Origin of the sequence: Lysobacter sp. OAE881 (assembly GCF_040546665.1) — a bacterium.
In the GTDB taxonomy this organism is placed as follows: Bacteria; Pseudomonadota; Gammaproteobacteria; order Xanthomonadales; family Xanthomonadaceae; genus Lysobacter_J; species Lysobacter_J soli.
Genome location: NZ_JBEPOG010000001.1, coordinates 3,414,737 through 3,438,273 on the forward strand (window position 1 = coordinate 3,414,737; position 23,537 = coordinate 3,438,273).

Below are 23,537 nucleotides of genomic sequence, written 5' to 3' on the forward strand. Positions count from 1 at the left end.
GAATCGCGAATCACGCCCCCATGCTCAAGATCGAAAACCTCCACGTCTCCGTCGCCGGCAAGGAGATCCTCAAGGGCCTCACGCTGGAACTCACGCCCGGCCAGGTGCACGCGGTGATGGGGCCCAACGGCGCCGGCAAGTCCACGCTCGGAAACGTGCTCGCCGGCCGCGAAGGCTACGAGGTCACCGCCGGCACCGTGACGTTCGAAGGCCAGGACCTGCTCGCCCTGGAGCCGGAAGAGCGCGCCGCGACCGGCGTGTTCCTCGCGTTCCAGTACCCGGTCGAGATCCCGGGCGTGAACAACACCTACTTCCTGCGCAGCGCGCTCAACGCGCAGCGCAAGGCGCGTGGCGAGAGCGAGCTGGATTCGATGCAGTTCCTCAAGCTCGTGCGCGAGAAGCTGGCCGTGCTGCACCTGAAGGACGAACTGCTGCATCGCGGCGTCAACGAAGGCTTCTCCGGCGGCGAGAAGAAGCGCAACGAGATCTTCCAGCTCGCGCTGCTCGAACCGAAGCTGGCGATCCTCGACGAAACCGATTCGGGCCTGGACATCGACGCGCTCAAGGCCGTCGCCGACGGCGTGAACGCGCTGCGCTCGCCCGAGCGTGCGTTCCTCGTGATCACGCACTACCAGCGCCTGCTCGACTACATCAAGCCCGACGTCGTGCACGTGCTGGCCGATGGCCGCATCGTCGAGACGGGCGGCCCGGAGCTCGCGCTCGAGCTGGAACAGCACGGCTATGCGTGGGTGAAGGAACGCATCACCCCGGCGGCGAGCGCGTGACATGAGCGCCCTGCTCGATTCCTTCGCCACCGCTTTCGAATCGCTTCTATCCCGCGAGGCCGCCGGGTTGGGCGAAACCCGCCGCGCCGCGCTCGATGCCGTGCTGCGCGACGGCGTTCCGCACGCGCGCGTGGAAGCGTGGAAGTACACGCCGCTGCGAGCGCTGGAACGCCGCGCGTTCGCCGCGCCTTCGGCCTCGATCGCGACGTTCGATGATGCGCTGCTGGCGGATATTCCGGCGCCGCGCATCGTTTTCGTCAACGGTCGTTTCGATGTGTCGCACAGCGACCTCTCGGGTCTGTCGTCGGGCGTGACGCTGCAACCGCTTTCGCAGGTGCTGGTCGAAGGCGAGCCGCGCGAGGCCAACTTCCTCGCGCGCCGCTTCGATCGCAGCGATGAGATCTTCGCGCGCCTCAACGCCGCCCTCGCCGACGATGGCGTCGTGCTTCGCGCCGAATCGGGCGCGCAGTCGACGCAGCCGATCCACATCGTCTTCATTGGCGCGCCCGCGCAGGCCGACCAAGCCTGGCATCTGCGCCACCTCATCGAACTTCGCGACAACGCCTCGCTGGTCGTGGTCGAGCACCATCTCGCCCAAGGCGCGCACAACCATCTCGCCAATCAGCTGACGCACGTGCACCTCGGCACGAACGCCACGCTGCGCCACGCGCGCGTGCAGGACGAGGCGGCCGGCGCGACGCTGATGGCGCGCACCGATGCGGTGCTGGCGAAAGAGGCCGACTATCGCCGCCTCGACCTCGAACTCGGCGCCGGCCTGTCGCGTCACGAACTCAACGCCGCGCTCCACGGAAACAACGCGCGCCTGCACGCGAACGGTGTGCTGCTCGCATCGGGCAAGCGCCATATCGATACGCGGCTGGGCATCGATCACGTCGGCCGCGATACCGCGTGCGAACTCACGTGGCGTGGCATGGCGGCCGGCCGTTCCAAGGCCGCGTTCCACGGCGGCATCCTGATCCGCGAAGGCGCCGATGGCACCAACGCACAGCTGTCGAACAAGAACCTGCTGCTGAGCGAAGGCGCCGAAATCGATACGCAGCCGGTGCTCGAAATCCACGCCGACGAAGTGCAGGCCGCGCATGGCGCGACCGTCGGCCAGCTCGACCAGACGGCGCTGTTCTACCTGCGCAGCCGCGGCCTCTCGTCCGAACAGGCGCGCGCCCTGCTCACCGCGGCGTTCTGCCGCGAGACCCTGTCGGTGTTCGAGCCCGGCGACGCGCTGCGCACGGCGCTCGAAGCCCGCCTGGACGCCTCGCTGGAACGCCTCGGCGCCGCCTGACCGGCGCGCCTGAATGGAGCACGCATGAACCTTCCCGCCACCGACTCGACGAACGCCATCGACTGGGCCCGCGTGCGCGCCGACTTCCCGCTGCTCACGCGGCAGGTGCACGGCAAGCCGCTGGTCTATTTCGATTCGGCCAACACCGGGCAGAAACCCGATGCGGTGATCGATGCCGTCGACGACTTCTACCGCCGCCACAACGCCAACGTCAGCCGCGCCGTGCACGCGCTCGGCACCGAGGCGACGGAAGCGTACGAAGGCGCGCGATCGAAGCTGGCGAAGTTCCTCAACGTTCGCGGCGACGAACTGGTGCTGTGCAGCGGCACGACGTTCGCGCTGAACCTCGTCGCGTATTCGTGGGCACTGCCGCAGCTGAAGGCTGGCGACGCGATCGTGCTCACGCGAATGGAGCACCACGCCAACATCGTGCCGTGGCAGCTCGTCGCGCAGCGCACGGGCGCCGTGATCAAGGTCGCCGAGATCGACGAACGCGGCGAGCTCGACCTGGCGCAGCTGTATTCGCTGCTTACGCCCGAGGTGAAGCTGCTTTCGCTCACGCACGTGTCCAACGTACTGGGCACGGTGAACCCGGTACGCGAGATCTGCCGCGAAGCGCGCAAGCGCGGCATCGTCACGGTCGTCGACGGCTCGCAGGCAGTTCCGCATCGCGCGGTGGATATCGCATCCATCGGCTGCGATTTCTACGCCTTCACCGGCCACAAGATGTCCGGTCCCACCGGCACCGGCGCACTGTGGGCGCGTCGCGAACACCTCGCCGCCATGCCTCCGTTCATCGGCGGTGGCGAGATGATCAAGGAAGTGCGTTTCGAAGGCACCGTCTTCAACGACGCGCCGCACAAGTTCGAAGCGGGCACGCCGAACATCGCCGGCTTCGTCGGTCTTGGCGCCGCGGTCGACTATCTCTCCGGCCTCGGCATGACCAACATCGAGGCGCGCGAGCAGGAACTTCTGGCGCACTTCAACGAGGCGCTGTCGAAGGTCGAGGGCCTGCGCATCTTCGGACAGGCGCGCGAGAAGGCCGCGGTCGTGAGCTTCCTGGTCGAAGGCGCGCACGCGCACGACCTGGCGACGCTGCTCGACCTGGAAGGCGTCGCGATCCGTTCGGGCCACCACTGCGCGCACCCGCTGATGCAGCACTTCGGCGTGCCGGCCACGTGCCGCGCGTCGCTGGCGTTCTACAACACGCACGAAGAAATCGAGGCGTTCGTCGCCGGGCTGCAGAAGGTCCGCCGGCTGCTGGGGTAAACGTCGCGCATCGCGCCGGATGACACCGCCGCGATCACGCTGGAGAATGGCCGCCTGCCCGCTCTTCACCGACCGACACCATGACCGTTCAGTCCCTGCAGTTCCGCCACGCGACCCACGCCGACATCGACGCGCTGGTCGCACTGATCGAATCGGCCTACCGCGGCGACGTCAGCAAGCAAGGCTGGACGACCGAGGCCGACATGCTTGGCGGTCGCCGCACCGGCGCGGACGACGTGCAGGCCTGCATCGACCGGCCGCGCAGCGCGATCCTCATCGCCGAGCGCGAAGGCGGCGAACTGCTCGCCTGCGCGCACGTCGCCGAGGAAGATGGCGCCGGCTACTTCGGCATGTTTTCCGTGAACCCGGCCCTGCAGGGCGGCGGCATCGGCAAGCAGGTCATCGCCGAAGCCGAACGCCTCGCGCGCGAGGAATGGTCGCTGCCGTCTATGCGCATGTCGGTCATCGACATCCGCGACGAACTCATCGCCTTCTACGAACGCCGCGGCTATCGCCGCACCGGCATCAAGAAGCCGTTCCCGTACGGCGACGAGCGTTTCGGCGAGCCCAAGCGCGACGACCTGCGCTTCGAGGTGCTGGAGAAGCCGCTGTGAGCGGCGCCGCCGAGCAATGGGTGTTCGTCTGCGCAACCTCGCAACTGCTGCCGGGTGAACGCACGGTGGCATGGGATGGCGACACGGCCATCCTCGTCGTCAACTACGACGGCGATTACTACGCGCTCGAAGACAAGTGCTCGCACGAGGATTTCGAGCTGTCCGCCGGCAACTTCGACGGCGAGGAAGCGACGATCGAATGCGTGCTGCACGGCGCGAAGTTCGACGTGCGCGATGGCCGCCCGCTCTGCGCGCCGGCCTACGAACCGGTGCCGAAGTTCCCGGTGAAGGTCGACGACGTCGGCGTCTGGACGCGCGACGATCGCGGCTGATACCGCGCGCACCAAAGCACCTTTCTTGTAGCCCGGGTAAGCGAAGCGCACCCGGGGTGAGCGCAGGTTAGCCCGGGCCCTCCGCAGGCCTGCTACCGCAGTGCCGGGCGTTCGCCAGTCAGCGCTTCCCAAACCTCCGATCAGTCCATGCGCCTGCCCTGGCAGGAACGCCGTCGTGCGCCCGCGCGGACGACCGCCCAGACGCCCACGCGGTCGCCGCTCGTCCGCCCGCGTTCACTTTTCGTTGCAAATGAGAATTCATCTCATTAACATCTCACGCCGAACCGCGGCCGTGCCGCCCTGCTTTTCCCCCGAGGAATCCCATGTCCAACAGGAAGTTCGTCGTCTCGCCGCTCGCCGGCGCCCTTGCGCTCGCCGTCGTGGCGCCCGCGCTGGCCGAACCGGCCGGCGAGCCCGCCAACGCGCGTGACCTGGACAAGATCGAGGTGCACGGCGAGTACGTCGAGAAGCCGTCCTCCATCAAGTACACGCAGCCGCTGCTGGACACGCCGCAGACCATCACCGTCGTCACCAAGGACGTGATGGACCAGCAGAACCTGATCGGCCTGCGCGACGTGCTGAGCACGCTGCCGGGCATCACCTTCGGCGCCGGCGAAGGCGGCGGCGGTTACGGCGACAGCATCACGCTGCGTGGCTTCAACGCCAACAGCGATATCACCACCGACGGCGTGCGCGACAGCGCGCAGTACACGCGCACCGACAACTTCAACCTGGAGTCGGTCGAACTGGTGAACGGCGCCAACTCGGTGTATTCCGGCGCGGGCTCGGTCGGCGGCAACATCAACCTGGTGAGCAAGGTCGCGCGCAGCGGCGATTCCACCGTGGTGACGGCCGGCGCCGGCACCGACAGCTTCGGCCGCATCACCCTCGACAGCAACACCGATCTGGACAACGGTTCGGCGTTCCGCATCAACGCGATGGTCCATCAGAACGACGTGCCGGGCCGCGATTACGAGAACTTCGAGCGCTGGGGCATCGCGCCGTCCGTCGCGTTCGGCCTGGACGGCGACACGCGCTTCACCGCGAGCTACTTCCACCAGAGCGACGACAACCTCCCGCAGTACGGCGTGCCGTATTTCGCCGCGTTCGGCGGTGGCTTGCCGGGCGTCGATACCGAGAACTACTACGGCTACCACAACATCGACCGCCAGAAGATCGATGTCGACATGGTCACCGGCGTGTTCGAGCACGACTTCACGCCGAACACCACGCTGCGTAGCCTGGCGCGCTTCCAGCAGGTGGAGCAGCTGAGCGTCGTCGACGCGCCGCAGGGCACGTGGTGCCTGCCGGCCGGCTTCAACCCGGCGACGGGCGCACCGTGCACGACGCCGAACACCTACCTGCCGAGCGGCCCGCGCGGCTTCAGCCGCGACACGAAGAACACGCTCGCCGTCAGCCAGACCGATGTGGTGTCGCGATTCTCGACCGGCTCGGTCAAGCACTCGCTGGTGACGGGCGTGTCGTTCTCCCGCGAGGAGTTCGACCTCGACACCGGCAACCTGTTCCGCACGCCGACCGGCGCGACGGTACCGCTGCCGCCGATGTCGGTGACCGATCCGTATTCGGTCTATAGCGGCCCGATCAACTACATCCGCGGCAGCATCGCCGAAGGTTCGCTCGACAACCAGGCGATCTACGCCTTCGACACGCTCGAATTCAACGATCGCTGGATGCTGAACCTCGGCGCGCGCTACGAGCACAACGAGGGCGACACGGTCACCACGACGTTCAACACCACGGCCGGCAGCCCGCAGCTGGGCCAGCCGACGACGCGCGTGGTCGCCGAAAACTCCGACGACCTGTTCTCGTACCGCGCGGGCCTGATCTTCAAGCCGGCGGCGAACGCGAGCCTGTACCTGTCGTACTCCAACAGCAAGACGCCGTCGAAGGCCTCGGTCAACGGCTCGTGCACCGCGACCAGCACCACTGGCACGGCGAACTGCAATGTCGATCCGGAAACCGCGATCAACATCGAGGCCGGCGCGAAGTGGGACATCAACAGCAAACTGGCGCTGACCGCGGCGGTGTTCCGCAACGAACGCGAGGAATACAAGGTCGCCGATCCGGGCAATCCGGAAAACCCGAGCGGCGAGCAGCAGCTCGACGGCACGGCGCGCGTGGACGGCATCGCGCTCGGCGCGGCGGGCCACATCACCGACGCATGGTCGATCTTCGCCAACCTCACGTGGCTGGACAGCGAAGTGATCCAGGGCGTGTCGGACTACTGCAAGGCCAATCCGGGCACCGCGTGCGGCAACACGCCGGCCAATCCGGATCCGCTCGCGGGATTGCCGATCAGCGGCACGCCGGAGCGTTCGGGCAGCCTGTGGACCACGTACGATCTGAGCCAGTGGACGTTCGGCTACGGCCTGACGTACGTGGGCAACTACGACGTGTACACCGGCAACGGCGCGAACATCGCCGAGGCGAAGGGCTACACCTCGCATCGCGCGATGGTGGCCTTCGACCTCAACGAACGCCTCGCCTTCCAGCTCAACGTCAACAACCTGTTCGACAAGACGTACTACACCCGCATCCGCAACAACGGCTGGGCGACGCCGGGCGAGGCGCGGCAGGTCGTGCTGCAGGCGATCTACCGCTTCTGATCCGCGCCTCGCTATCCCGCTCCGGTGACACCCCATCCAGCCACGCGACGCCCGGTTCGCCGGGCCTGACGAAGCCAAGGATCCGACATGCTGCTACAGGTCCCGCAAGTCCTCAGCGCCGAACAGGTCGCCCACTGCCGCGACCGCCTGCGGGATGCCGGCTGGGCCGATGGCCGCATCACCGCCGGCCACCAGTCGGCGATGGCGAAGGACAACGCGCAGCTGCCGGAGAACGATCCGGTGGCGCGCGAGCTGGGCGGGCTGATCCTCGACGCGCTCGCGCGCAACACGACGTTCTTCTCGGCCGCGCTGCCGCAGCGCATCTATCCGCCGCTGTTCAACCGCTACAGCGGCGGGCAGTCCTTCGGCTTCCACGTCGACAACGCGATCCGCTACGACCGCAGCCGCGGCGGCGTGGATCCGGTGCGCACCGACCTGTCGGCGACGCTGTTCCTCAGCGCGCCGGAGGAGTATGACGGCGGCGAGCTGATCATCGAGGACACCTATGGCGTGCAGCGCGTGAAGCTGCAGGCGGGCGACCTGGTGCTCTACCCGGGCACGAGCCTGCACAAGGTCACGCCGGTGACGCGCGGCGAACGCGTCGCGTCGTTCTTCTGGATCCAGAGCCTGTTGCGCGAGGATGCGCAGCGCCGGTTGATGTTCGAGCTGGACGTGTCGATCCGCCACCTGACGCAGGACGTGCCGGAGCACCCCGCGCTCGTGCAGCTCACCGGGATCTATCACAACCTGCTGCGTCGCTGGGCCGAGCCGTGAGCCGCGCGCCGTGAGTCCGTCGTCCGCCACTCCCGACATCGCTGCGCAGCAGCAGCGCCGCGGATTCTGGCTGCGCACGCTGCATTCGTGGCACTGGATCAGCTCGGCCATGTGCCTGGTCGCGATGCTGTTGTTCTCGATCACCGGCATCACGCTGAATCACTCGGCCGCGATCGAAGCCAAACCCGAAACGCTGACGCGCAAGGTCGAAATGCCCGCTTCCGTGCTGCGTGCGCTCGGCACGCGCGAGGACGGCACCGCGCCGCTGCCGGGCACCGTCGGCGACTGGCTCAACGACGTCTTGCCCGTATCGATCGGCGCGCAGCCGGCGGAGTGGTCGGCCGACGAGGTTTATCTCTCGTTGCCGCGTCCCGGCGGTGACGCGTGGTTGAGCATCGATCGCGCGACCGGCGCGGTCGAGTACGAACGCACCACGCGCGGCGTCGTCGCTTACCTCAACGACCTGCACAAGGGCCGCAATGCCGGCGCGGCTTGGCGCTGGTTCATCGACGTCTTCGCGCTGGCCTGCCTGGTGTTCTGCATCACCGGTTTGTTCCTGCTGCAGATGCACGCGCGACAGCGGCGCATGACGTGGCCGTACGTCGCGCTCGGGCTCGCGCTTCCGCTGCTGATCGCCCTGCTCTTCATCCACTAACCTGACCGTGAGGAAACCCATGCGCGTCCAACTGACCATCGCGCTGAGCGGACTGCTCGCACTGCCGGCGTACTCGGCGGAAATCAACGTGAACGTGCAGATCCCGCAGCTCAACGTTGCCGAATACCACCGCCCGTACGTGGCGATCTGGGTCGAAGGCCCGGACCAGAAGGCGCTGGCGAACCTCGCGGTCTGGTACCAGCAGAAGTCGACCTCCGAAGGACACGGCACCAAGTGGCTGCCGGACCTGCGGCAGTGGTGGCGCCGCAGTGGCCGCACGCTGACGGTGCCGGTCGATGGCGTGACCGGCCCGACGCGGCCGGTCGGCACGCATGCGCTCACCTTCGGCGCGCAGCATCCCGAACTCGGCAAGCTCCCGCCCGGCGACTACACGCTGGTGGTGGAAGCCGCGCGCGAAGTCGGCGGTCGCGAACTGGTCAAGGTCCCCTTCAAGTGGGGCGGCGCGGGCAGCGGCAAGGCGCAGGGTACGAGCGAGCTTGGCCTGGTGAGCGTCGCCAGCAAGCCCTGATGTCTCCTTGGCCACAACAGATACACCTCAACGAACGCAGGAGCATGTCGTGAAGAAGACCCTCAAGTTCGCCGCGCTCGCGCTGGCCCTCGCCCTTCCCCTCGGCGCGCAGGCGCACAAGGCGTGGCTGCAGCCGTCGCAGACCGTGCTGGCCGGCAACAACCCGTGGGTGACGGTGGATGCCGCGGTGTCCAACGATCTGTTCTATTTCAACCACGTGCCGCTGAAGACCGACAACCTCACCATCACCGCGCCCGATGGGAGTACCGTCGCCGCGCAGAACATCGCCACGGGCAAGTACCGCACGGTGTTCGACGTCGAACTGAAGCAGGCCGGCACCTACCGCATCGGCGTGGTGAACAAGTACGTCACCGGCAGCTGGGAAGAAGACGGCAAGCCCAAGCGCTGGCGCGGCACCGAAGCGACCTTCGCCACCGAAGTGCCGAAGAACGCGAAGAAGCTGCAGGTCGGCCAGTCGGTCAGTCGCGTGGAAACCTTCGTCACCAATGGCTCGCCGAACGAGACGGCACTCAAGCCCAGCGGCGTCGGCCTGGAACTGGTGCCGGTGACGCATCCCAACGACTTGTTCGCGGGCGAGGAAGCGAAGTTCCGCTTCCAGATCGACGGCAAGCCGGCGGCGAACCTCGACATCGAGATCGTCCGCGGCGGTACGCGCTATCGCAACGCGCAGGACGAGCTGAAAGTGAAGACCAACGCGCAGGGCGAGTTCGCCGTGACGTGGCCGGAAGCGGGCATGTACTGGATCGAAGCCAACGCGCAGGACGACAAGACCACGGTGAAGCAGGCCAAGCAGCGCCGCCTGGGCTACGTCGCCACGCTGGAAGTGCTGCCGCAGTAATCGCGGCGCCGTCTTTCCGTGAACATGCACGCGCCCCCAGCGTCCGTCACACGCGCCGTCGATGTCCTCGGCGGCGCGACGATGGGCACGACCTGGTCGGTGAAGCTTGTCTCGCCACGCAACGCCGACCTGCATGCGCTGCATTCGGGCGTCCAGTCGCGGCTGGATGACGTGGTGGCGCAGATGAGCAACTGGGAAGCGGCGTCGGCCCTCAGCCGCTACAACGCGGCCGATGCCGGTTCGTGGCACGCATTGCGCGAGGAGTTTTTCTCCGTGCTTTCGTGCGCGCTCGACATCGCCCACGCGAGCGGCGGCGCCTTCGATCCTACGGTCGGCCCGCTGGTCGATGGCTGGGGCTTCGGGCCCTCGGGCGCGACGACGGAACGCTTCTCGCCCGAGGCCGCCCGCGCGCAGGTGCAATGGCGCCGCGTGGTGCTCGATCGCAACGAACGCCGCGTGCTGCAGCCCGGCGGAACGCGACTGGACCTGTGCGCGATCGCGAAGGGCTTCGGCGTGGACGCCGTCGCTGCGCACCTGCGTTCGTGCGGCGTCGACGCGGCGCTGGTGGAAGTGGGCGGCGAGCTGTTCGGCTTCGGACGAAAGCCCGACGGCACTCCGTGGCGCGTCATCGTGGAAGGCTGGGATGGCGATGAAGACGACGCGCGCGAACCGCGCGTGCTGGCGCTCGACGGCCTTGCGGTCGCGACGTCGGGCGATCGCTGGCACCGGCGCGAGCATCGCGGCCGCCGCATCAGTCACACGCTCGACCCGCGCAGCGGACATCCGGTGACCAACGCGCCGGTGGCGGTGACCGTCGCCGCGGGAGATGCCATGCGCGCCGATGCCTGGGCGACTGCGCTCACCGTGCTGGGGACGCATGAAGGAATGGACGTCGCCAATGCGCACGGGCTGGCGGCGCGTTTTGTCGACGTGCGACCTTCATCGCAGGGCTTCGCGGACATCGTCGAGGAGCGGATGACGCCAGCGTTCGAGGCGCTGTTGCAAGCATGAGCGCGACGCGTTCGAAAGCGGGAAGTTCGATCCGCGCGTGGCTCGGCAACGGCGCCGCGTTGGCGGCGCTGTTCGCGGCGATCGTCGCGTTCGGCCATTGGCAGACGGAATCCTGGTGGGTCGCCTCGCCCCGCGCCGGCAGCTGGGTACTCGCGATGGTGGTCGCACTGGCCTTCGTCGGGCTGTGCGTGTCGACGTGGCTCGATGCGCGCGCGGATCGGGCCGCGTCTGACGTTCCCGATGCCGGTGGCGACGACGCGATGCTGCTCGCATGGGCCAGCCAGACCGGCTTCGGCCAGCAACTCGCCGAGCACACCGCGCAGGCGCTGCGCGACGCGGGAACGCCGGTGCGCGTGATGCCGCTGCATCGTGTCGATGCGGACGTGCTGCGCTCGCATCGCCGGGCGTTGTTCATCGCCAGCACCACCGGCGAAGGCGATCCGCCCGACCACGCGCTTGGCTTCACCCGTCACGTGCTCGGCCAGCCGATGACGCTCGCGGGGCTGGAGTATGCCGTGCTCGCACTGGGCGATCGCGCCTACGACCGCTTCTGCGGCTTCGGTCGTCGCCTTGATCAATGGCTGCATCACAGCGGCGCGCAGCCGATGTTCGACCGCATCGACGTGGACGCCGGCGACGCCGGCGCGCTGCGGCATTGGCAGCATCGACTCGGTCAGCTTGCCGGTCACACCGCGCTGGCTGACTGGAGCGCGCCGCGCTACCGCCCGTGGCGCTTGCAGGAACGGCGATGGCTCAATCCCGGCAGTGTCGGGGGAGCGGCGTATCACGTCGCGCTGTTGCCGATGGATGCGGGCGATCTCGATTGGCAAGCCGGCGACATCGCCGAGGTCGGCCCGCGACATGCTCCGCCCGAGGTGACGTCCTGGCTGCTAGCCGCAAACCAGGACGGCGACGCGACCGTCGAACACGACGGCGAAACGCTGGAATTGGCGACCCTGCTCCAGCGCTCGCGCCTTCCCGAGCCCGGAGCCGTCCAAGGTCATTCCGCGCAAGCCGTGGCCAACCTGCTGGAAGCGCTGCCGCACCGTGAATACTCCATCGCCTCCGTGCCGCAGGATGGCGCGCTGCACCTGCTCGTCCGCCAGATGCGTCATCCCGACGGACGGCTGGGCAGCGGCAGCGGCTGGCTGACTGCGCATGCCGATGTCGGCGCGACCGTCGACGTCCGCATACGCCGCAACATCGCTTTCCATGCTCCGAAGGACGACCGGCCGATGATCCTCGTCGGCAACGGCACGGGCCTCGCTGGCTTGCGCGCGCATCTGAGGGCGCGTGCACTCGCCGGACATCATCGCAACTGGCTGGTTTTCGGCGAACGCCAGCGGGAACACGACTTCCACCATCGCGACGAGATCGAAGCCTGGTTCCGCCAAGGCCATCTGCAGCATCTCGACCTCGCCTTCTCCCGCGATGGCGCGCAGCGCATGTACGTGCAGGACGTGTTGCGCGAACACAGCGAACGCCTGCGCGAATGGATCGCCGACGGCGCCGCCGTTTTCGTGTGCGGCAGCCTCGAAGGCATGGCGCCCGCCGTGGATGCCGTGTTGCGCGAGACCGTCGGCCTCGATGCGCTGGAAGCGATGGCCGCGGACGGGCGGTACTGCCGCGACGTCTACTGACGCGTCGTCGTCAGCGCGCGCCTTCGACCGGCTCGATGCGGATCACGAGCAGTTCGCCACCGCCATCGATCACGTGGCGGAGCCGTTCGCTGCCCGCCTCGAAGAAGGCCGTGTCGCCCGCCGACATCGGCGGAAGACCCGAGTCGTCCGCGAATTGCGCCTGCCCTGCGATCAGGTGCGCGACCCACGTCGTGCCCGGATCGGCGAACAGCACCATCGGTCCCACCAGTGGCCGGTGCCACAATGCGGCGCGCACCCGGTCGCGGCGCCACATCAGGTTGAAGTCGTGCGTCGGGCCATCGAGCAGTTCGCCGGTCACCTTGCATTCGCCGGCGAATCGCAGGCGATCGTGCGGCGGATGGAGTTCGTGCGACTCGCCGTCGTCGAAGCGCAAACGCACGCCGTTGCCCCTGAGCAGCACGAGTTCGCGGTCGATGCCGGGAAAGGCCGAGAACTCCGAATCGCGCTCGATCTCCGCGATGGAAAGCCGCCAATCCCACGGTGCGCCCGGCGCGGCATCGTCGAGACGGCCGGCGTGGATCTCGCGCGTCCAGCCCATCTGGTTGCGCCAGCGTTCGCGGCGGTATTCGTTGGCGGGCATCACCCGCGAACGGCTGTATTGCTCGGGAGCCATCCGTCACGTCCGGTAGTCGTTCGCCACAGTCTAGCGGCCGGCCTCCGTGCGGACTTCCGTACGGGTCGCAATGCTCCAGCGATCGAACATCGGCGATCGCAGTGCCGGCCCGGCGCGACCGGCGTGCCGGATCGCGTCGATGGCGCCGGGCCGGCATGCGCCCCTCCCCTAGTGCCTGGTGGCCGCCGGCTTCGATGCGTTGACCGCCGACGCTGCCGGTGCGGGCTTGGCTGCGGCTGCCGTAGCGGGCGCGCCGCCGCCGATCGCGATGCGGTCCTTGTTCTTCTCCACCGTCTTCAGGCCGATGCCCGGAACCTGCGCGAGCTGATCGGCGCTGCGGAACGGGCCGTTGGTCTTCCGGTAGGCGACGATCGCTTCCGCCTTGGCGGGGCCGATGTTCACCAGCACGCGATCCAGCGTGGCCGCGTCGGCGGTGTTGATGTTGACGGTCTCGGCGGCCATGGCCGTACCGGTGAGGACCAGCGACAGCAGCAGGGCCCGGACGAACATCGCGAAGGACCGGACAGCCGGGGACCTGATTTCGAACGATTGCATGAGCATCTCCTTGGGCCCGGACGGGCCCACGACGTGGATGGTTGGATGGCCGCCGAAACGCTGCATGGGCGGCCAGCACAGTCTCCGGAGCGGGGACAGCCGGCCCTATCGGGCGATCCGCCTAAAACGGCAAGGAAACCGCCGCAACTATGCGTAGGCGCCATTTCGCTGTACGTCGGAACAATCCGCCGGCGTATCGGAAGCCTCCGGCGCTGCGCCGGGAGCCGGCCCGCCGTCACGGAGGCGTAAACTTGTCGTCCCCGCCACAAGGCCGCATCCGCCATGGACATCAGCAAGGTCGACCGCTACGTCGGCGACAAATGGGACGACGAGATCGTTCCCCAGCTCGTCGAGTACATCAAGATTCCCAACAAGTCCCCGATGTTCGACGCCGACTGGGTCAAGCACGGCTACATGGACGATGCGGTCAAGCTGATGGAAACCTGGGCGAAGGCCCAGCCGATTCCCGGCATGAAGGTCGAGGTGGTGCGCCTGGAAGGCCGCACGCCGCTGATCTTCATCGACATCCCGGCGTCCAACGGCGGCAGCAACGACGATTGCGTGCTGCTTTACGGCCATCTGGACAAGCAGCCGGAAATGACCGGCTGGGATCCGGAATTCGGCCCGTGGAATCCGGTCATCAAGGGCGACCGCCTGTATGGGCGTGGCGGCGCCGACGACGGCTACGCGATCTTCGGCTCGCTCACCGCAGTGCTCGCGCTGCAGGAGCAGCAACTGCCGCATGCGCGTTGCGTGATCCTGATCGAAGCCTGCGAGGAGTCCGGCAGCTACGACCTGCCCGCATACGTCGACCACCTCGCCGACCGCATCGGCAAGCCCTCGCTGGTGGTGTGCCTGGATTCGGGCTGCGGCAACTACGAGCAGCTGTGGTGCACGACCTCGCTGCGCGGCCTGGCCGGCGGCAATTTCACGGTGAAGGTGCTGGAAGAAGGCGTGCACTCGGGCGATGCGTCCGGCATCGTGCCGTCGAGCTTCCGCCTGCTGCGCCAGTTGCTGTCGCGACTGGAAGACGAGAACACCGGCAAGATCCGCGTCGACGGCCTGTTCGTGGATGTTCCCGAAGAACGCCTCGCGCAGGCGCGCGAAGCGGCGAAGGTGCTCGACACGGCGATCTTCGACAAGTTCCCGTTCCTGCCCGGCATGACGCCCATGGCGTCGGACCTCGCCGAACTCGTGCTCAACCGCACGTGGCGCCCCGCGCTGTCGGTGACCGGCGTGGACGGCATGCCGCCGCTGGCGTCGGCGGGCAACGTGCTGCGTCCGTACACCTCGGTGAAGCTGTCGCTGCGCCTGCCGCCCACGCTCGACGGCAAGAAGGCCGGCGAACTGCTGCGCGAAGTGCTGACGAAGGATCCGCCGAACGGCGCGAAGGTGACGCTGGACCTGGAGAAGTCCTCCTCCGGCTGGAACGCACCCGCGCAGTCGCCGTGGCTGACCAAAGCCATCGATTCGGCGAGTCGCGAGTTCTTCGGCAAGCCGGCGATGTACATGGGCGAAGGCGGCTCGATTCCGTTCATGGGCATGCTCGGCGAGAAGTTCCCCGGCGCGCAGTTCATGATCACCGGCGTGCTCGGCCCGCACAGCAACGCGCACGGTCCGAACGAGTTCCTGCACATCCCGATGGGCAAGCGCGTGACGGCATGCGTGTCGCGCGTGATCGCCGAACACCACCAGGCGAGCCTGCGCGGCGAGACGACCGGCGCGTCGGTCGCGCCCGACAGCGGCGATCGCCACGGCGGCCACGGCTGCTGCTGATCGAGTTATCCGGCGGCATCAGAAAGCCCTCGCTTCGGCGAGGGTTTTTTGTTTGCGCGCACACCATGGCGACCGTTCGTCGGCCCGATCGCCGACCACGTCCGGCGCTGCTACGCTGCGCCGGCATCACCACCCAAGGAGAACGCCATGGGCAGTCTGCTCTACACGATCATCATCGGTGCGGTCATTGGTGTGCTGGCGCGGTTCTTCAAACCTGGAGCGGATCCGATGGGCTGGATCCTCACCATCGTGCTCGGCATCGTCGGCGCGTACATCGGCAGCCTGATCTACGCCGGTGGCGGCTTCATCGGCTTCGTAATATCGATCATCTGCGCCGTCGTGCTGTTGTTCCTTTACGAGATCGTGCGCAAGAAAACCGTGCGAACAGCCTGACCCGGTTCGTTATGCACGAAAGGAAAACCCCGGCTTTCGACGGGGTTTTTCGTTGCGCGACCGACTATTCCTACGTCACTCCGTCAGGAAATCGATTACCCGCTGTGCGAGTCGTTCCGCATTGTCGGACACCGTGTCGAGCGACAGTTCCGCGGCTTCCGGCACTTCGTACGGCGAATCGATGCCGGTGAAGTTGCGCAGCTGACCGGCGCGCGCCTTCGCGTAGAGACCCTTCACGTCGCGCTTCTCGGCCACGGCGAGCGGCGTATCGACGTAGACCTCGACGAACTCGCCCGGCGCGAACAGCTCGCGCGCCATGCGGCGTTCGGCGCGGAACGGCGAGATGAAACTCACCAGCACGATCAGGCCCGCGTCGCTCATCAGCTTCGCGACTTCGGCCACGCGGCGGATGTTCTCGACGCGATCCTCGTCGGTGAAGCCGAGGTCCTTGTTGAGGCCGTGGCGCACGTTGTCGCCGTCGAGGATGAAGGTGTGGTAGCCCAGCGCGTGCAGGCGTTTGTCGACGAGGTTGGCGATCGTCGACTTGCCCGAGCCCGACAGGCCCGTGAACCAAAGCACGCGCGGCTTCTGTCCCTTGATGCGCGCACGCGCGGCCTTGTCGACATCCAGGTGCTGCCAGTGGATGTTGCCCGCGCGACGCAGCGCGAACTGCAGCGTGCCGGCGGCCACCGTCGCGTTGGTCTGGCGATCGATCAGGATGAAGCCGCCGAGCGTGCGGTTGTCCGCGTAGGCCTCGAACGGAACCGGCTGGTCCAGATAGAGGTTGCAGTAGCCGACTTCGTTGAGTTCCAGGTGCTTCGCGGCCAGCGGCTCCTGCGTGTTCACGTCGGTCTTGTGCTTGATCTCCGTGACGCTGGCGCTGACGGTGCGCGTGCCGATCTTCAACCAGTACGGACGGCCGGGCAGCAGCGGCTGCTCGCCCATCCACAGCACCTGCGCGGCGAACTGGTCGGCGACCTGCGCCGGCCGATGCGCGTCGGCGATGACGTCGCCACGACTGACATCGAGTTCGTCGCGCAGCGTCAGCGTGATCGCCTGCCCTTCGCGCGCGATTTCGAGATCACCGTCGGCGGTGACGATGCGCGCGACGTGCGAACGACGGCCCGACGGCAACGCGACGATCTCGTCGCCCGGACGAATCTCGCCCGCCGCCACCGTGCCCGCGAAGCCGCGGAAATCCTGGTTCGGCCGGTTGACCCACTGCACGGGAAGACGGAAGCCCACGTCCTGCGCCTGGCGAGACACGTCGACCGTTTCGAGGTATTCGAGCACGCTGGGGCCGCCGTACCACGCGGTGCGTTCCGAGCGCCCCATCAGGTTGTCGCCCTGCAACGCCGACAACGGAATGGCCTGCACCTGCTCGATGCCGAGCGTCGCGGCGAGCTCGCGATAGCCGGCTTCGATCTCGTCGAACACGCCACGGTCGAAATCGACCAGGTCCATCTTGTTTACCGCGAGCAGCACGTGACGGATGCCCAGCAGCGACACGATGTAGCTGTGCCGGCGCGTCTGCGGCAGCAGCCCCTTGCGCGCATCGACCAGCACGACGGCGACATCGGCCGTGGACGCGCCGGTCGCCATGTTGCGCGTGTACTGCTCGTGGCCCGGGCAGTCGGCGACGATGAACTTGCGCTTGTCGGTGCTAAAAAAGCGGTACGCGACATCGATGGTGATGCCCTGCTCGCGCTCGGCGGATAGCCCGTCGAGCAGCAGCGCATAGTCGATCGCCTCGCCCTGCGTGCCGTGACGACGGCTGTCCTTTTCCAGCGCGGACAGCTGGTCGTCGAACAGCGCGCGGCTTTCGTACAGCAGCCGGCCGATCAGCGTGCTCTTGCCGTCGTCGACGCTGCCGCAGGTGATGAAACGCAGCAGGCCCTTGGTTTCGTGCTGGGCGAGGTAGGCGGCGATCGTCGCGCCCGCGTCGTGTGCGCGCGTCATCAGAAATACCCTTCCTGCTTCTTCTTTTCCATCGACGCGGTTGGATCGTGGTCGATCACGCGCCCCTGTCGTTCCGACGTCGTCGCTACCAGCATTTCGGCGATGATCTTCTCCAGCGAGTCGGCGTCGGATTCGATCGCGCCCGTCAGCGGATAGCAGCCCAGCGTGCGGAAGCGCACCTGCCTGAGTTGCGGCGATTCGCCATCGCGCAGCGGCAGTCGCTCGTCATCGACCATGATCAGCGCGCCGTCGCGTTCGACGACGGGGCGCTGCGCCGCGAAGTACAGTGACGGCACCGGAATCTTCTCGCGGTAGATGTAGAGCCAGACGTCGAGTTCGGTCCAGTTCGACAGCGGGAACACGCGCACCGATTCGCCCTTGTGGATGCGCGTGTTGTAGAGGCTCCACAACTCGGGGCGCTGGTGCTTGGGATCCCAGCGATGCTGTTCGTTGCGGAACGAGAAGATGCGTTCCTTCGCGCGCGATTTCTCTTCGTCGCGACGCGCACCGCCAATGGCCGCGTCGTAACCGGCCGCGTCCAGCGCCTGCTTCAGCGCCTGCGTCTTCATGACGTCGGTATGCACGGTGGCGCCATGCGTGATCGGACCGATGCCCTGCGCGATGCCTTCGGCGTTGGTGTGTACGTGCAGCTGCACGCCGGTGTCCCTGGCGCGCTGGTCGCGGAAGGCGATCATCTCGCGGAACTTCCAGCCGGTATCCACATGCAGCAGCGGAATCGGCGGGCGCGCCGGCGCGAACGCCTTCAGCAGCAGGTGCAGCAGCACCGAGCTGTCCTTGCCGATGGAATACAGCATCACCGGATGGCGGAACTCGGCCGCGACCTCGCGCAGGATGTGGATGCTTTCCGCTTCGAGGCGGTCGAGGTGGCTCAGGTCCAGGGGCAACGTCATCGGATCTTGATCTTGCGAAATGGGGCGGCGGGCGCGGCGGACGCTCGCGGCAAGTTGACCACATTGTAGGAACGGCGGTGCTTCCGGCCGGAAATAAGCCACCGGCATGAGCGCATAACCCCTCATCCTTTCTGGCCGCCGCCGCCGGGGCCTAGCCTGCAACGGTCCCCTTTTTTCCCGTTGCCCATGTCGGCCACCCTGCCAAACGTTTCCGCCGCGCTTGCCGCTCCCCTTACCGAGGACCGGCTTGCGGCATTGGCGCGCGTGACCGACGGTCTCGACAGCAACGGCCTCTGGTGGCTCTCCGGCTACGCAGCGGGCCTCGCATCGCGCGGCACCGCCGGCGTGCAAACGGTTACAGCGCCGGTTGCCGACGCCACGCCCGCGGGCCGCCTGACGATCGTCTACGGCAGCCAGACCGGCAACGCGAAGCGGCTGGCCGAACAGCTCGCGCGCCAGAGCGAAGCCGCCGGCCTGCCCGTTCGCCTGCTGCGTGCCGATGCTTACCCCACGCGCGAGCTCAAGGACGAACGCACGCTGTACCTGGTCATCAGCACGCAGGGCGACGGCGATCCGCCGGACGATGCCCGCGCGCTGGTCGACTTCATCGCCGGCAAGCGCGCGCCCGAACTGAAGCAGCTGCGCTACGCCGTGCTGGGCCTGGGCGATTCGAGCTATCCGCAGTTCTGTGCGATCGGCCAACGGCTGGACGCGCGGCTGGCGGAACTGGGCGCCACGCGCCTGCTGCCGCGCGCCGATGCCGACCTCGACCTGGAAACCATCGCCGAGCCGTGGGTCGCGCAGGCGCTGGCGAAGGCGAAGGAGGCGCTGAAGCCGGCCGCACCGCTCGCGACCGTCACGCCGCTGCGTCCGTTGCAGGCAACGCCGCTGCACGGCCGCGACGCGCCCTTCGCCGCCGAACTGCTCGCGAACCAGCGCATCACCGCGCGCGGCAGCGTGAAGGACGTCCGGCACGTCGAACTGTCGCTGGAAGGCTCCGGCCTGCATTACGAGCCCGGCGACGCGCTCGGCCTGTGGCCGGTGAACCCGCCGGCGCTGGTCGAGGCGATCCTGCGGACGGGCGAACTCGACGGCGATGCGGTCGTCGAGCACGGCGGCGTGCGGCTGCCGCTGCGGCAGTGGCTCGGCGAGAAGCGCGAGCTCACGAAGCTGGCGCGCCCGTTCGTCGCCAGTCACGCCGCGCAATCGCGCAGCGAGGCACTCAACGGCCTGCTCGCGCCCGACCGGCAACCCGCGCTGGCGAAGCTGCTGAACGATGCGCAGGTGCTGGACCTGCTGCGACGCTATCCGGCGTCGTGGAGCCCGGACGAACTCGTCGCCGCGCTGCGTCCGTTGACCCCACGCTTGTATTCCATCGCCTCCAGCCAGAAGCACGTCGGCGACGAAGTGCACCTGACCGTCGCCCATGTCGAATACGACGACGGCGACGGCCTGCGCTGGGGTGCGGCGTCGAACCATTTCGCGCGCAGTGAGGAAGGCGCGCGGCTGCCGGTGTTCATCGAGCACAACGAGCGCTTCCGCCTGCCGGCCGATGCCTCGCGCGACGTGATCATGATCGGCCCCGGCACCGGCGTCGCGCCGTTTCGGGCATTCGTACAGGAACGCGCCGCCGTCGGCGCCACCGGGCGCAACTGGCTGTTCTTCGGCAACCCGCATTTCCGCAGCGATTTCCTCTACCAGGTCGAATGGCAGCAGGCGCTGAAGGACGGATCGTTGCATCGCTTCGACCTGGCGTTCTCGCGCGACCAGGCGCACAAGGTCTATGTCCAGGACCGCCTCGTCGAACGCGGCCGTGACCTCTTCGACTGGCTCGAAGGCGGCGCGCACCTCTACGTCTGCGGCGACGCCACGCGCATGGCGAAGGACGTTCATGCGGCGCTGCTGTCGGTGATCTCCGAACACGGCGGCAAGTCGGCCGAAGATGCCGACGACTACCTCAACACCCTGCAGCAGCAGGGGCGCTACGCGCGGGACGTGTATTGATGAGCAGCCATTCCGTCGAGGCCATCAAGCAGCAGAGCGGGCGCCTTCGCGGCACGCTGCTGGAGTCGCTCGCCAATCCGGTCACCGGTGCGCTGAACGACGACGACCAGACGCTGATCAAGTACCACGGCAGCTACCAGCAGGACGACCGGGACATCCGCGAGGAACGTCGCCTGGCCAAGCTCGAACCGGCGTACGCCTTCATGATCCGCACGCGCACGCCGGGCGGCGTGGTGACGCCGGCGCAGTGGCTCAAGCTCGACCACGTCGCGACGACCTACGCCGAGCGCGGCTTGCGCATCACCACGCGGCAGGCGTTCCAGTACCACGGCGTGATCAAGACCGAGCTCAAGTCGACGATGCAGGCGATCAACGCCGCGCTGATCGACACGCTGGCGGCGTGCGGCGACGTGAACCGCAACGTGGCCGTCGCGGCGAATCCGCTTCAATCGCAGGCGCACGCGCAGGTCTTCGCGCACGCCGCCGCGCTGTCGGAGCACCTGCTGCCGAACACGCGCGCGTATTACGAGATCTGGCTCGACGAGGAGCGCGTCGCCGGCAGCGGCAGCGAGGACGAACCCGTCTACGGCCCGACCTACCTGCCGCGCAAGTTCAAGATCGGCTTCGCGGTCCCGCCATACAACGACGTGGACGTGTTCGCGCAGGATCTGGGCTTCATCGCGATCATCGATGCGGCTGGAGAACTGCTCGGCTACAACATCAGCGTCGGTGGCGGCATGGGCGCCACGCATGGCGATCCGGAAACGTATCCGCGCCTGGCCGACGTGATCGGTTTCGTCACGCCGGAACAGCTCACGCAGGTCGCCGTTGCGGTCGTAACCGCGCAGCGCGACTTCGGCAACCGCGTGCTGCGCAAGCGTGCGCGATTGAAGTACACCATCGACGATCGCGGCCTCGACTGGTTCAAGGGCGAAGTCGAACGGCGCGCGGGTTTTGCCCTCTCCGACGCGCGACCGTTCGATTTCGTCCATAACGGCGACCGCTTCGGCTGGGTCGAGGGAAGCGATGGCCGCGCACACCTGACGCTGCGCATCGTCGCCGGGCGCATCTGGGATCGCGACGGCCTCTCGCACCTGACCGGCTTGCGCGAGATCGCGCGCATGCTCGATGCCGAGGCGAGCGATGCGCAGTTCCGCCTCACGCCGAACCAGAACCTTGTCATCGCAGGCATTCCGGCCGTGTTGCGCGCACGCGTCGATGCGCTGGTCGCGCAATACGGCCTGGACACGCACGTCTCGGCGACGCCGCTGGTGAAGAACGCGCTGGCCTGCGTCGCGCTGCCGACCTGCGGCCTGGCGATGGCCGAAGCCGAGCGCTACCTGCCCGAATTCACCGACGCGGTGCAGGTCCTGCTCGACGCGCACGGCCTGCGAGAAGCGCCGATCCACCTGCGCATCAGCGGCTGCCCGAACGGTTGCTCGCGTCCGTACCTGGGCGAGATCGCGCTCGTGGGCAAGGCGCCGGGCCGCTACAACCTGATGCTCGGCGCCGACCACCGCGGCCAGCGCCTGAACACGATGTATCGCGAGAACGTGGCGCAGCCGCAGATCCTCGAAGCCCTCGATCCGCTCTTCGCGCGTTACGCCGGCGAGCGTCGCGACGAGGAAGGCTTCGGCGATTTCCTGGTGCGCGCCGGCATCGTCGCTCCGCCCCGATCCTCCATCGAACTCCACCTGCAGCACGCCGTCACCGAGAATGCCGCATGAGCCCGCCCGATCCCATCACCGCCGCCGAATCGCCCCGCGCACTGGCCGAACTCAATGCGTGGCTGGGCGGCCTGAGCGCGTCCGAGCGCATCGCCTGGGCGCTGGAACATACCGCCGGCGAACACGCGCTGTCGTCGAGCTTCGGCGCGCAGGCGGCGGTGTCGTTGCATCTGGCGACGCAGCAACGCGCCGACCTGCCGGTGATCCTCATCGACACGGGCTACCTGTTCCCCGAAACCTACCGCTTCATCGACCAGCTCACCGAACGCCTGCACCTCAACCTCAAGGTGTATCGCCCGCAGATCGGCATCGCGTGGATGGAAGCGCGCCTGGGCAAGCTGTGGGAGAGCGGCCTTGAAGGCATCGAACGCTACAACCGCATGCGCAAGGTCGAGCCGATGCAGCGCGCGCTCGACGACCTGGGCGTGCGCACGTGGATCGCCGGCCTGCGCCGCAGCCAGTCGCGCAGCCGCGCGGCGATCGACTTCCTGCAGTTGCGCGACGGGCGCTGGAAGCTGCACCCCATCGCTGACTGGACCGATCGCGACGTGTGGCAGTACCTGCAGCAGCACGACCTGCCCTACCACCCGTTGTGGCACCAGGGCTACGTGTCGATCGGCGACGTGCACACCACGCGCCCGCTGCAGCCCGGCATGAACGAGGAAGACACGCGCTTCTTCGGACTCAAGCGCGAGTGCGGCCTGCATTTCGACGAGCCGAACGCCGCCTGACCGGATAGCCGCCACGCGGCTTCGGGAAAGCACTCCGACCGGTTTCCGACGCGCCCGCACCCACCATCGCGTGGATGCGATACGCCGCGTTCGACTTCCTGCGCTCCGTGATCACGACCGCGCTGCTGGCGTGGTCGGTCTTCGCGATCATGCGCTGGCAGCGGCCGCTCATCGCGCGCGGCCTGGGATGGTCGTGGGTGGCGTTGGCGGGCATCCTTTCCGCCGTGCAGTGGGCCGTGAATGTCGCCGTGGGCAACGCGATCTGCTGCCCGATCCTGGTCGCACTGCTGGTGCTGATTTCGATGGTGGGGCTTGCGCCGGACGACTCGGTGCTGACGTCCGCCGCGACCGCGCAATCGCTGTGGTTCCGGCGCGCCCTCGCGTCGGCGGTGCTCGGCACGCTCGGCGGCATGGCCGTGTGGATGGCGCTGCTGTAACCGGGCGATCCGTGG

22 protein-coding genes are annotated in these 23,537 nt (G+C 67.7%); 18 read left to right on the forward strand and 4 right to left on the reverse strand.

The annotated features are described in order from the left end of the window. Positions 1 to 20: 20 nt before the first annotated feature. The 12 genes from sufC (at position 21) to ABIE51_RS15790 (ending at position 12,395) form a co-directional block, all read left to right on the forward strand. Positions 21 to 785, forward strand: a complete 765-nt coding sequence (sufC, locus tag ABIE51_RS15735; protein WP_157030925.1) for a Fe-S cluster assembly ATPase SufC — start codon at positions 21 to 23, stop codon at positions 783 to 785. 1 nt (position 786) lies between these two features. Then, a complete protein-coding gene (gene sufD / locus ABIE51_RS15740; protein ID WP_192631409.1) occupies positions 787 to 2,085 on the forward strand; it encodes a Fe-S cluster assembly protein SufD in 1,299 nt (432 codons plus the stop codon). Positions 2,086 to 2,109: 24 nt separating this feature from the next. Further along, positions 2,110 to 3,354 carry a cysteine desulfurase gene (locus ABIE51_RS15745; RefSeq protein WP_192631410.1) on the forward strand — a complete coding sequence of 415 codons (1,245 nt, stop codon included), beginning with the start codon at positions 2,110 to 2,112 and terminating at the stop codon, positions 3,352 to 3,354. A gap of 80 nt (positions 3,355 to 3,434) precedes the next feature. After that, entirely contained in the window at positions 3,435 to 3,968 is a 534-nt protein-coding gene (locus tag ABIE51_RS15750; RefSeq protein ID WP_115842514.1) for a GNAT family N-acetyltransferase, read from the forward strand. Further along, a complete protein-coding gene (locus ABIE51_RS15755; protein WP_192631411.1) occupies positions 3,965 to 4,300 on the forward strand; it encodes a non-heme iron oxygenase ferredoxin subunit in 336 nt (111 codons plus the stop codon). Before ABIE51_RS15750 ends, ABIE51_RS15755 begins: the two co-directional genes overlap by 4 nt. A 323-nt stretch (positions 4,301 to 4,623) precedes the next feature. Continuing rightward, positions 4,624 to 6,927 carry a TonB-dependent receptor gene (locus ABIE51_RS15760; RefSeq protein WP_192631412.1) on the forward strand — a complete coding sequence of 768 codons (2,304 nt, stop codon included), beginning with the start codon at positions 4,624 to 4,626 and terminating at the stop codon, positions 6,925 to 6,927. 87 nt (positions 6,928 to 7,014) lie between these two features. After that, a complete protein-coding gene (locus tag ABIE51_RS15765; protein ID WP_192631413.1) occupies positions 7,015 to 7,701 on the forward strand; it encodes a Fe2+-dependent dioxygenase in 687 nt (228 codons plus the stop codon). Between the two features lie 10 nt (positions 7,702 to 7,711). Next, a complete protein-coding gene (locus tag ABIE51_RS15770; protein ID WP_192631414.1) occupies positions 7,712 to 8,356 on the forward strand; it encodes a PepSY-associated TM helix domain-containing protein in 645 nt (214 codons plus the stop codon). A 19-nt stretch (positions 8,357 to 8,375) separates the two neighbouring features. Beyond that, positions 8,376 to 8,885: a DUF2271 domain-containing protein gene (locus ABIE51_RS15775; RefSeq protein WP_192631415.1), complete on the forward strand. Its 510-nt coding sequence runs from the start codon at positions 8,376 to 8,378 to the stop codon at positions 8,883 to 8,885. 49 nt (positions 8,886 to 8,934) lie between these two features. After that, on the forward strand, positions 8,935 to 9,744 hold the full coding sequence (locus ABIE51_RS15780) for a DUF4198 domain-containing protein (RefSeq protein ID WP_192631416.1): 810 nt from the start codon (positions 8,935 to 8,937) through the stop codon (positions 9,742 to 9,744). A 24-nt stretch (positions 9,745 to 9,768) separates the two neighbouring features. Then, entirely contained in the window at positions 9,769 to 10,755 is a 987-nt protein-coding gene (locus ABIE51_RS15785; protein ID WP_354504474.1) for an FAD:protein FMN transferase, read from the forward strand. Further along, positions 10,752 to 12,395 (forward strand): flavodoxin domain-containing protein, encoded by a 1,644-nt coding sequence (locus tag ABIE51_RS15790; protein WP_192631418.1) that lies wholly within the window; start codon positions 10,752 to 10,754, stop codon positions 12,393 to 12,395. Before ABIE51_RS15785 ends, ABIE51_RS15790 begins: the two co-directional genes overlap by 4 nt. A gap of 10 nt (positions 12,396 to 12,405) precedes the next feature. On the opposite strand, the gene ABIE51_RS15795 is transcribed toward ABIE51_RS15790, so the two are convergent. Continuing rightward, complete coding sequence (locus tag ABIE51_RS15795) at positions 12,406 to 13,029, reverse strand: HutD/Ves family protein (protein WP_192631419.1); 624 nt, start codon at positions 13,027 to 13,029, stop codon at positions 12,406 to 12,408. A gap of 168 nt (positions 13,030 to 13,197) precedes the next feature. After that, positions 13,198 to 13,584, reverse strand: coding sequence for a ComEA family DNA-binding protein (locus ABIE51_RS15800; RefSeq protein ID WP_502913337.1), 387 nt, complete (start codon positions 13,582 to 13,584; stop codon positions 13,198 to 13,200). A gap of 282 nt (positions 13,585 to 13,866) precedes the next feature. Between ABIE51_RS15800 and ABIE51_RS15805 the strand changes: the two genes are divergently transcribed. Next, entirely contained in the window at positions 13,867 to 15,360 is a 1,494-nt protein-coding gene (locus ABIE51_RS15805) for a M20 family metallopeptidase (protein WP_115842524.1), read from the forward strand. Between the two features lie 147 nt (positions 15,361 to 15,507). Next, positions 15,508 to 15,753, forward strand: coding sequence for a GlsB/YeaQ/YmgE family stress response membrane protein (locus ABIE51_RS15810; RefSeq protein WP_192631420.1), 246 nt, complete (start codon positions 15,508 to 15,510; stop codon positions 15,751 to 15,753). A gap of 75 nt (positions 15,754 to 15,828) precedes the next feature. Here ABIE51_RS15810 and cysN read toward each other — a convergent pair whose 3' ends face one another. After that, a complete protein-coding gene (gene cysN, locus ABIE51_RS15815; RefSeq protein ID WP_192631421.1) occupies positions 15,829 to 17,712 on the reverse strand; it encodes a sulfate adenylyltransferase subunit CysN in 1,884 nt (627 codons plus the stop codon). Next, on the reverse strand, positions 17,712 to 18,623 hold the full coding sequence (gene cysD, locus ABIE51_RS15820) for a sulfate adenylyltransferase subunit CysD (protein WP_192631422.1): 912 nt from the start codon (positions 18,621 to 18,623) through the stop codon (positions 17,712 to 17,714). The genes cysN and cysD overlap by 1 nt, the downstream gene beginning before the upstream one ends. 186 nt (positions 18,624 to 18,809) lie before the next feature. Between cysD and ABIE51_RS15825 the strand changes: the two genes are divergently transcribed. The 4 genes from ABIE51_RS15825 to ABIE51_RS15840 all read left to right on the forward strand — a co-directional run bounded on the left by ABIE51_RS15825 (position 18,810) and on the right by ABIE51_RS15840 (position 23,522). Then, positions 18,810 to 20,627, forward strand: coding sequence for an assimilatory sulfite reductase (NADPH) flavoprotein subunit (locus ABIE51_RS15825; protein ID WP_192631423.1), 1,818 nt, complete (start codon positions 18,810 to 18,812; stop codon positions 20,625 to 20,627). Then, entirely contained in the window at positions 20,627 to 22,354 is a 1,728-nt protein-coding gene (gene cysI, locus ABIE51_RS15830) for an assimilatory sulfite reductase (NADPH) hemoprotein subunit (RefSeq protein WP_192631424.1), read from the forward strand. The genes ABIE51_RS15825 and cysI overlap by 1 nt, the downstream gene beginning before the upstream one ends. Continuing rightward, positions 22,351 to 23,085, forward strand: a complete 735-nt coding sequence (locus tag ABIE51_RS15835) for a phosphoadenylyl-sulfate reductase (RefSeq protein WP_115842530.1) — start codon at positions 22,351 to 22,353, stop codon at positions 23,083 to 23,085. The genes cysI and ABIE51_RS15835 overlap by 4 nt, the downstream gene beginning before the upstream one ends. 74 nt (positions 23,086 to 23,159) lie before the next feature. Continuing rightward, complete coding sequence (locus tag ABIE51_RS15840) at positions 23,160 to 23,522, forward strand: hypothetical protein (RefSeq protein WP_192631425.1); 363 nt, start codon at positions 23,160 to 23,162, stop codon at positions 23,520 to 23,522. Positions 23,523 to 23,537 lie beyond the last annotated feature (15 nt).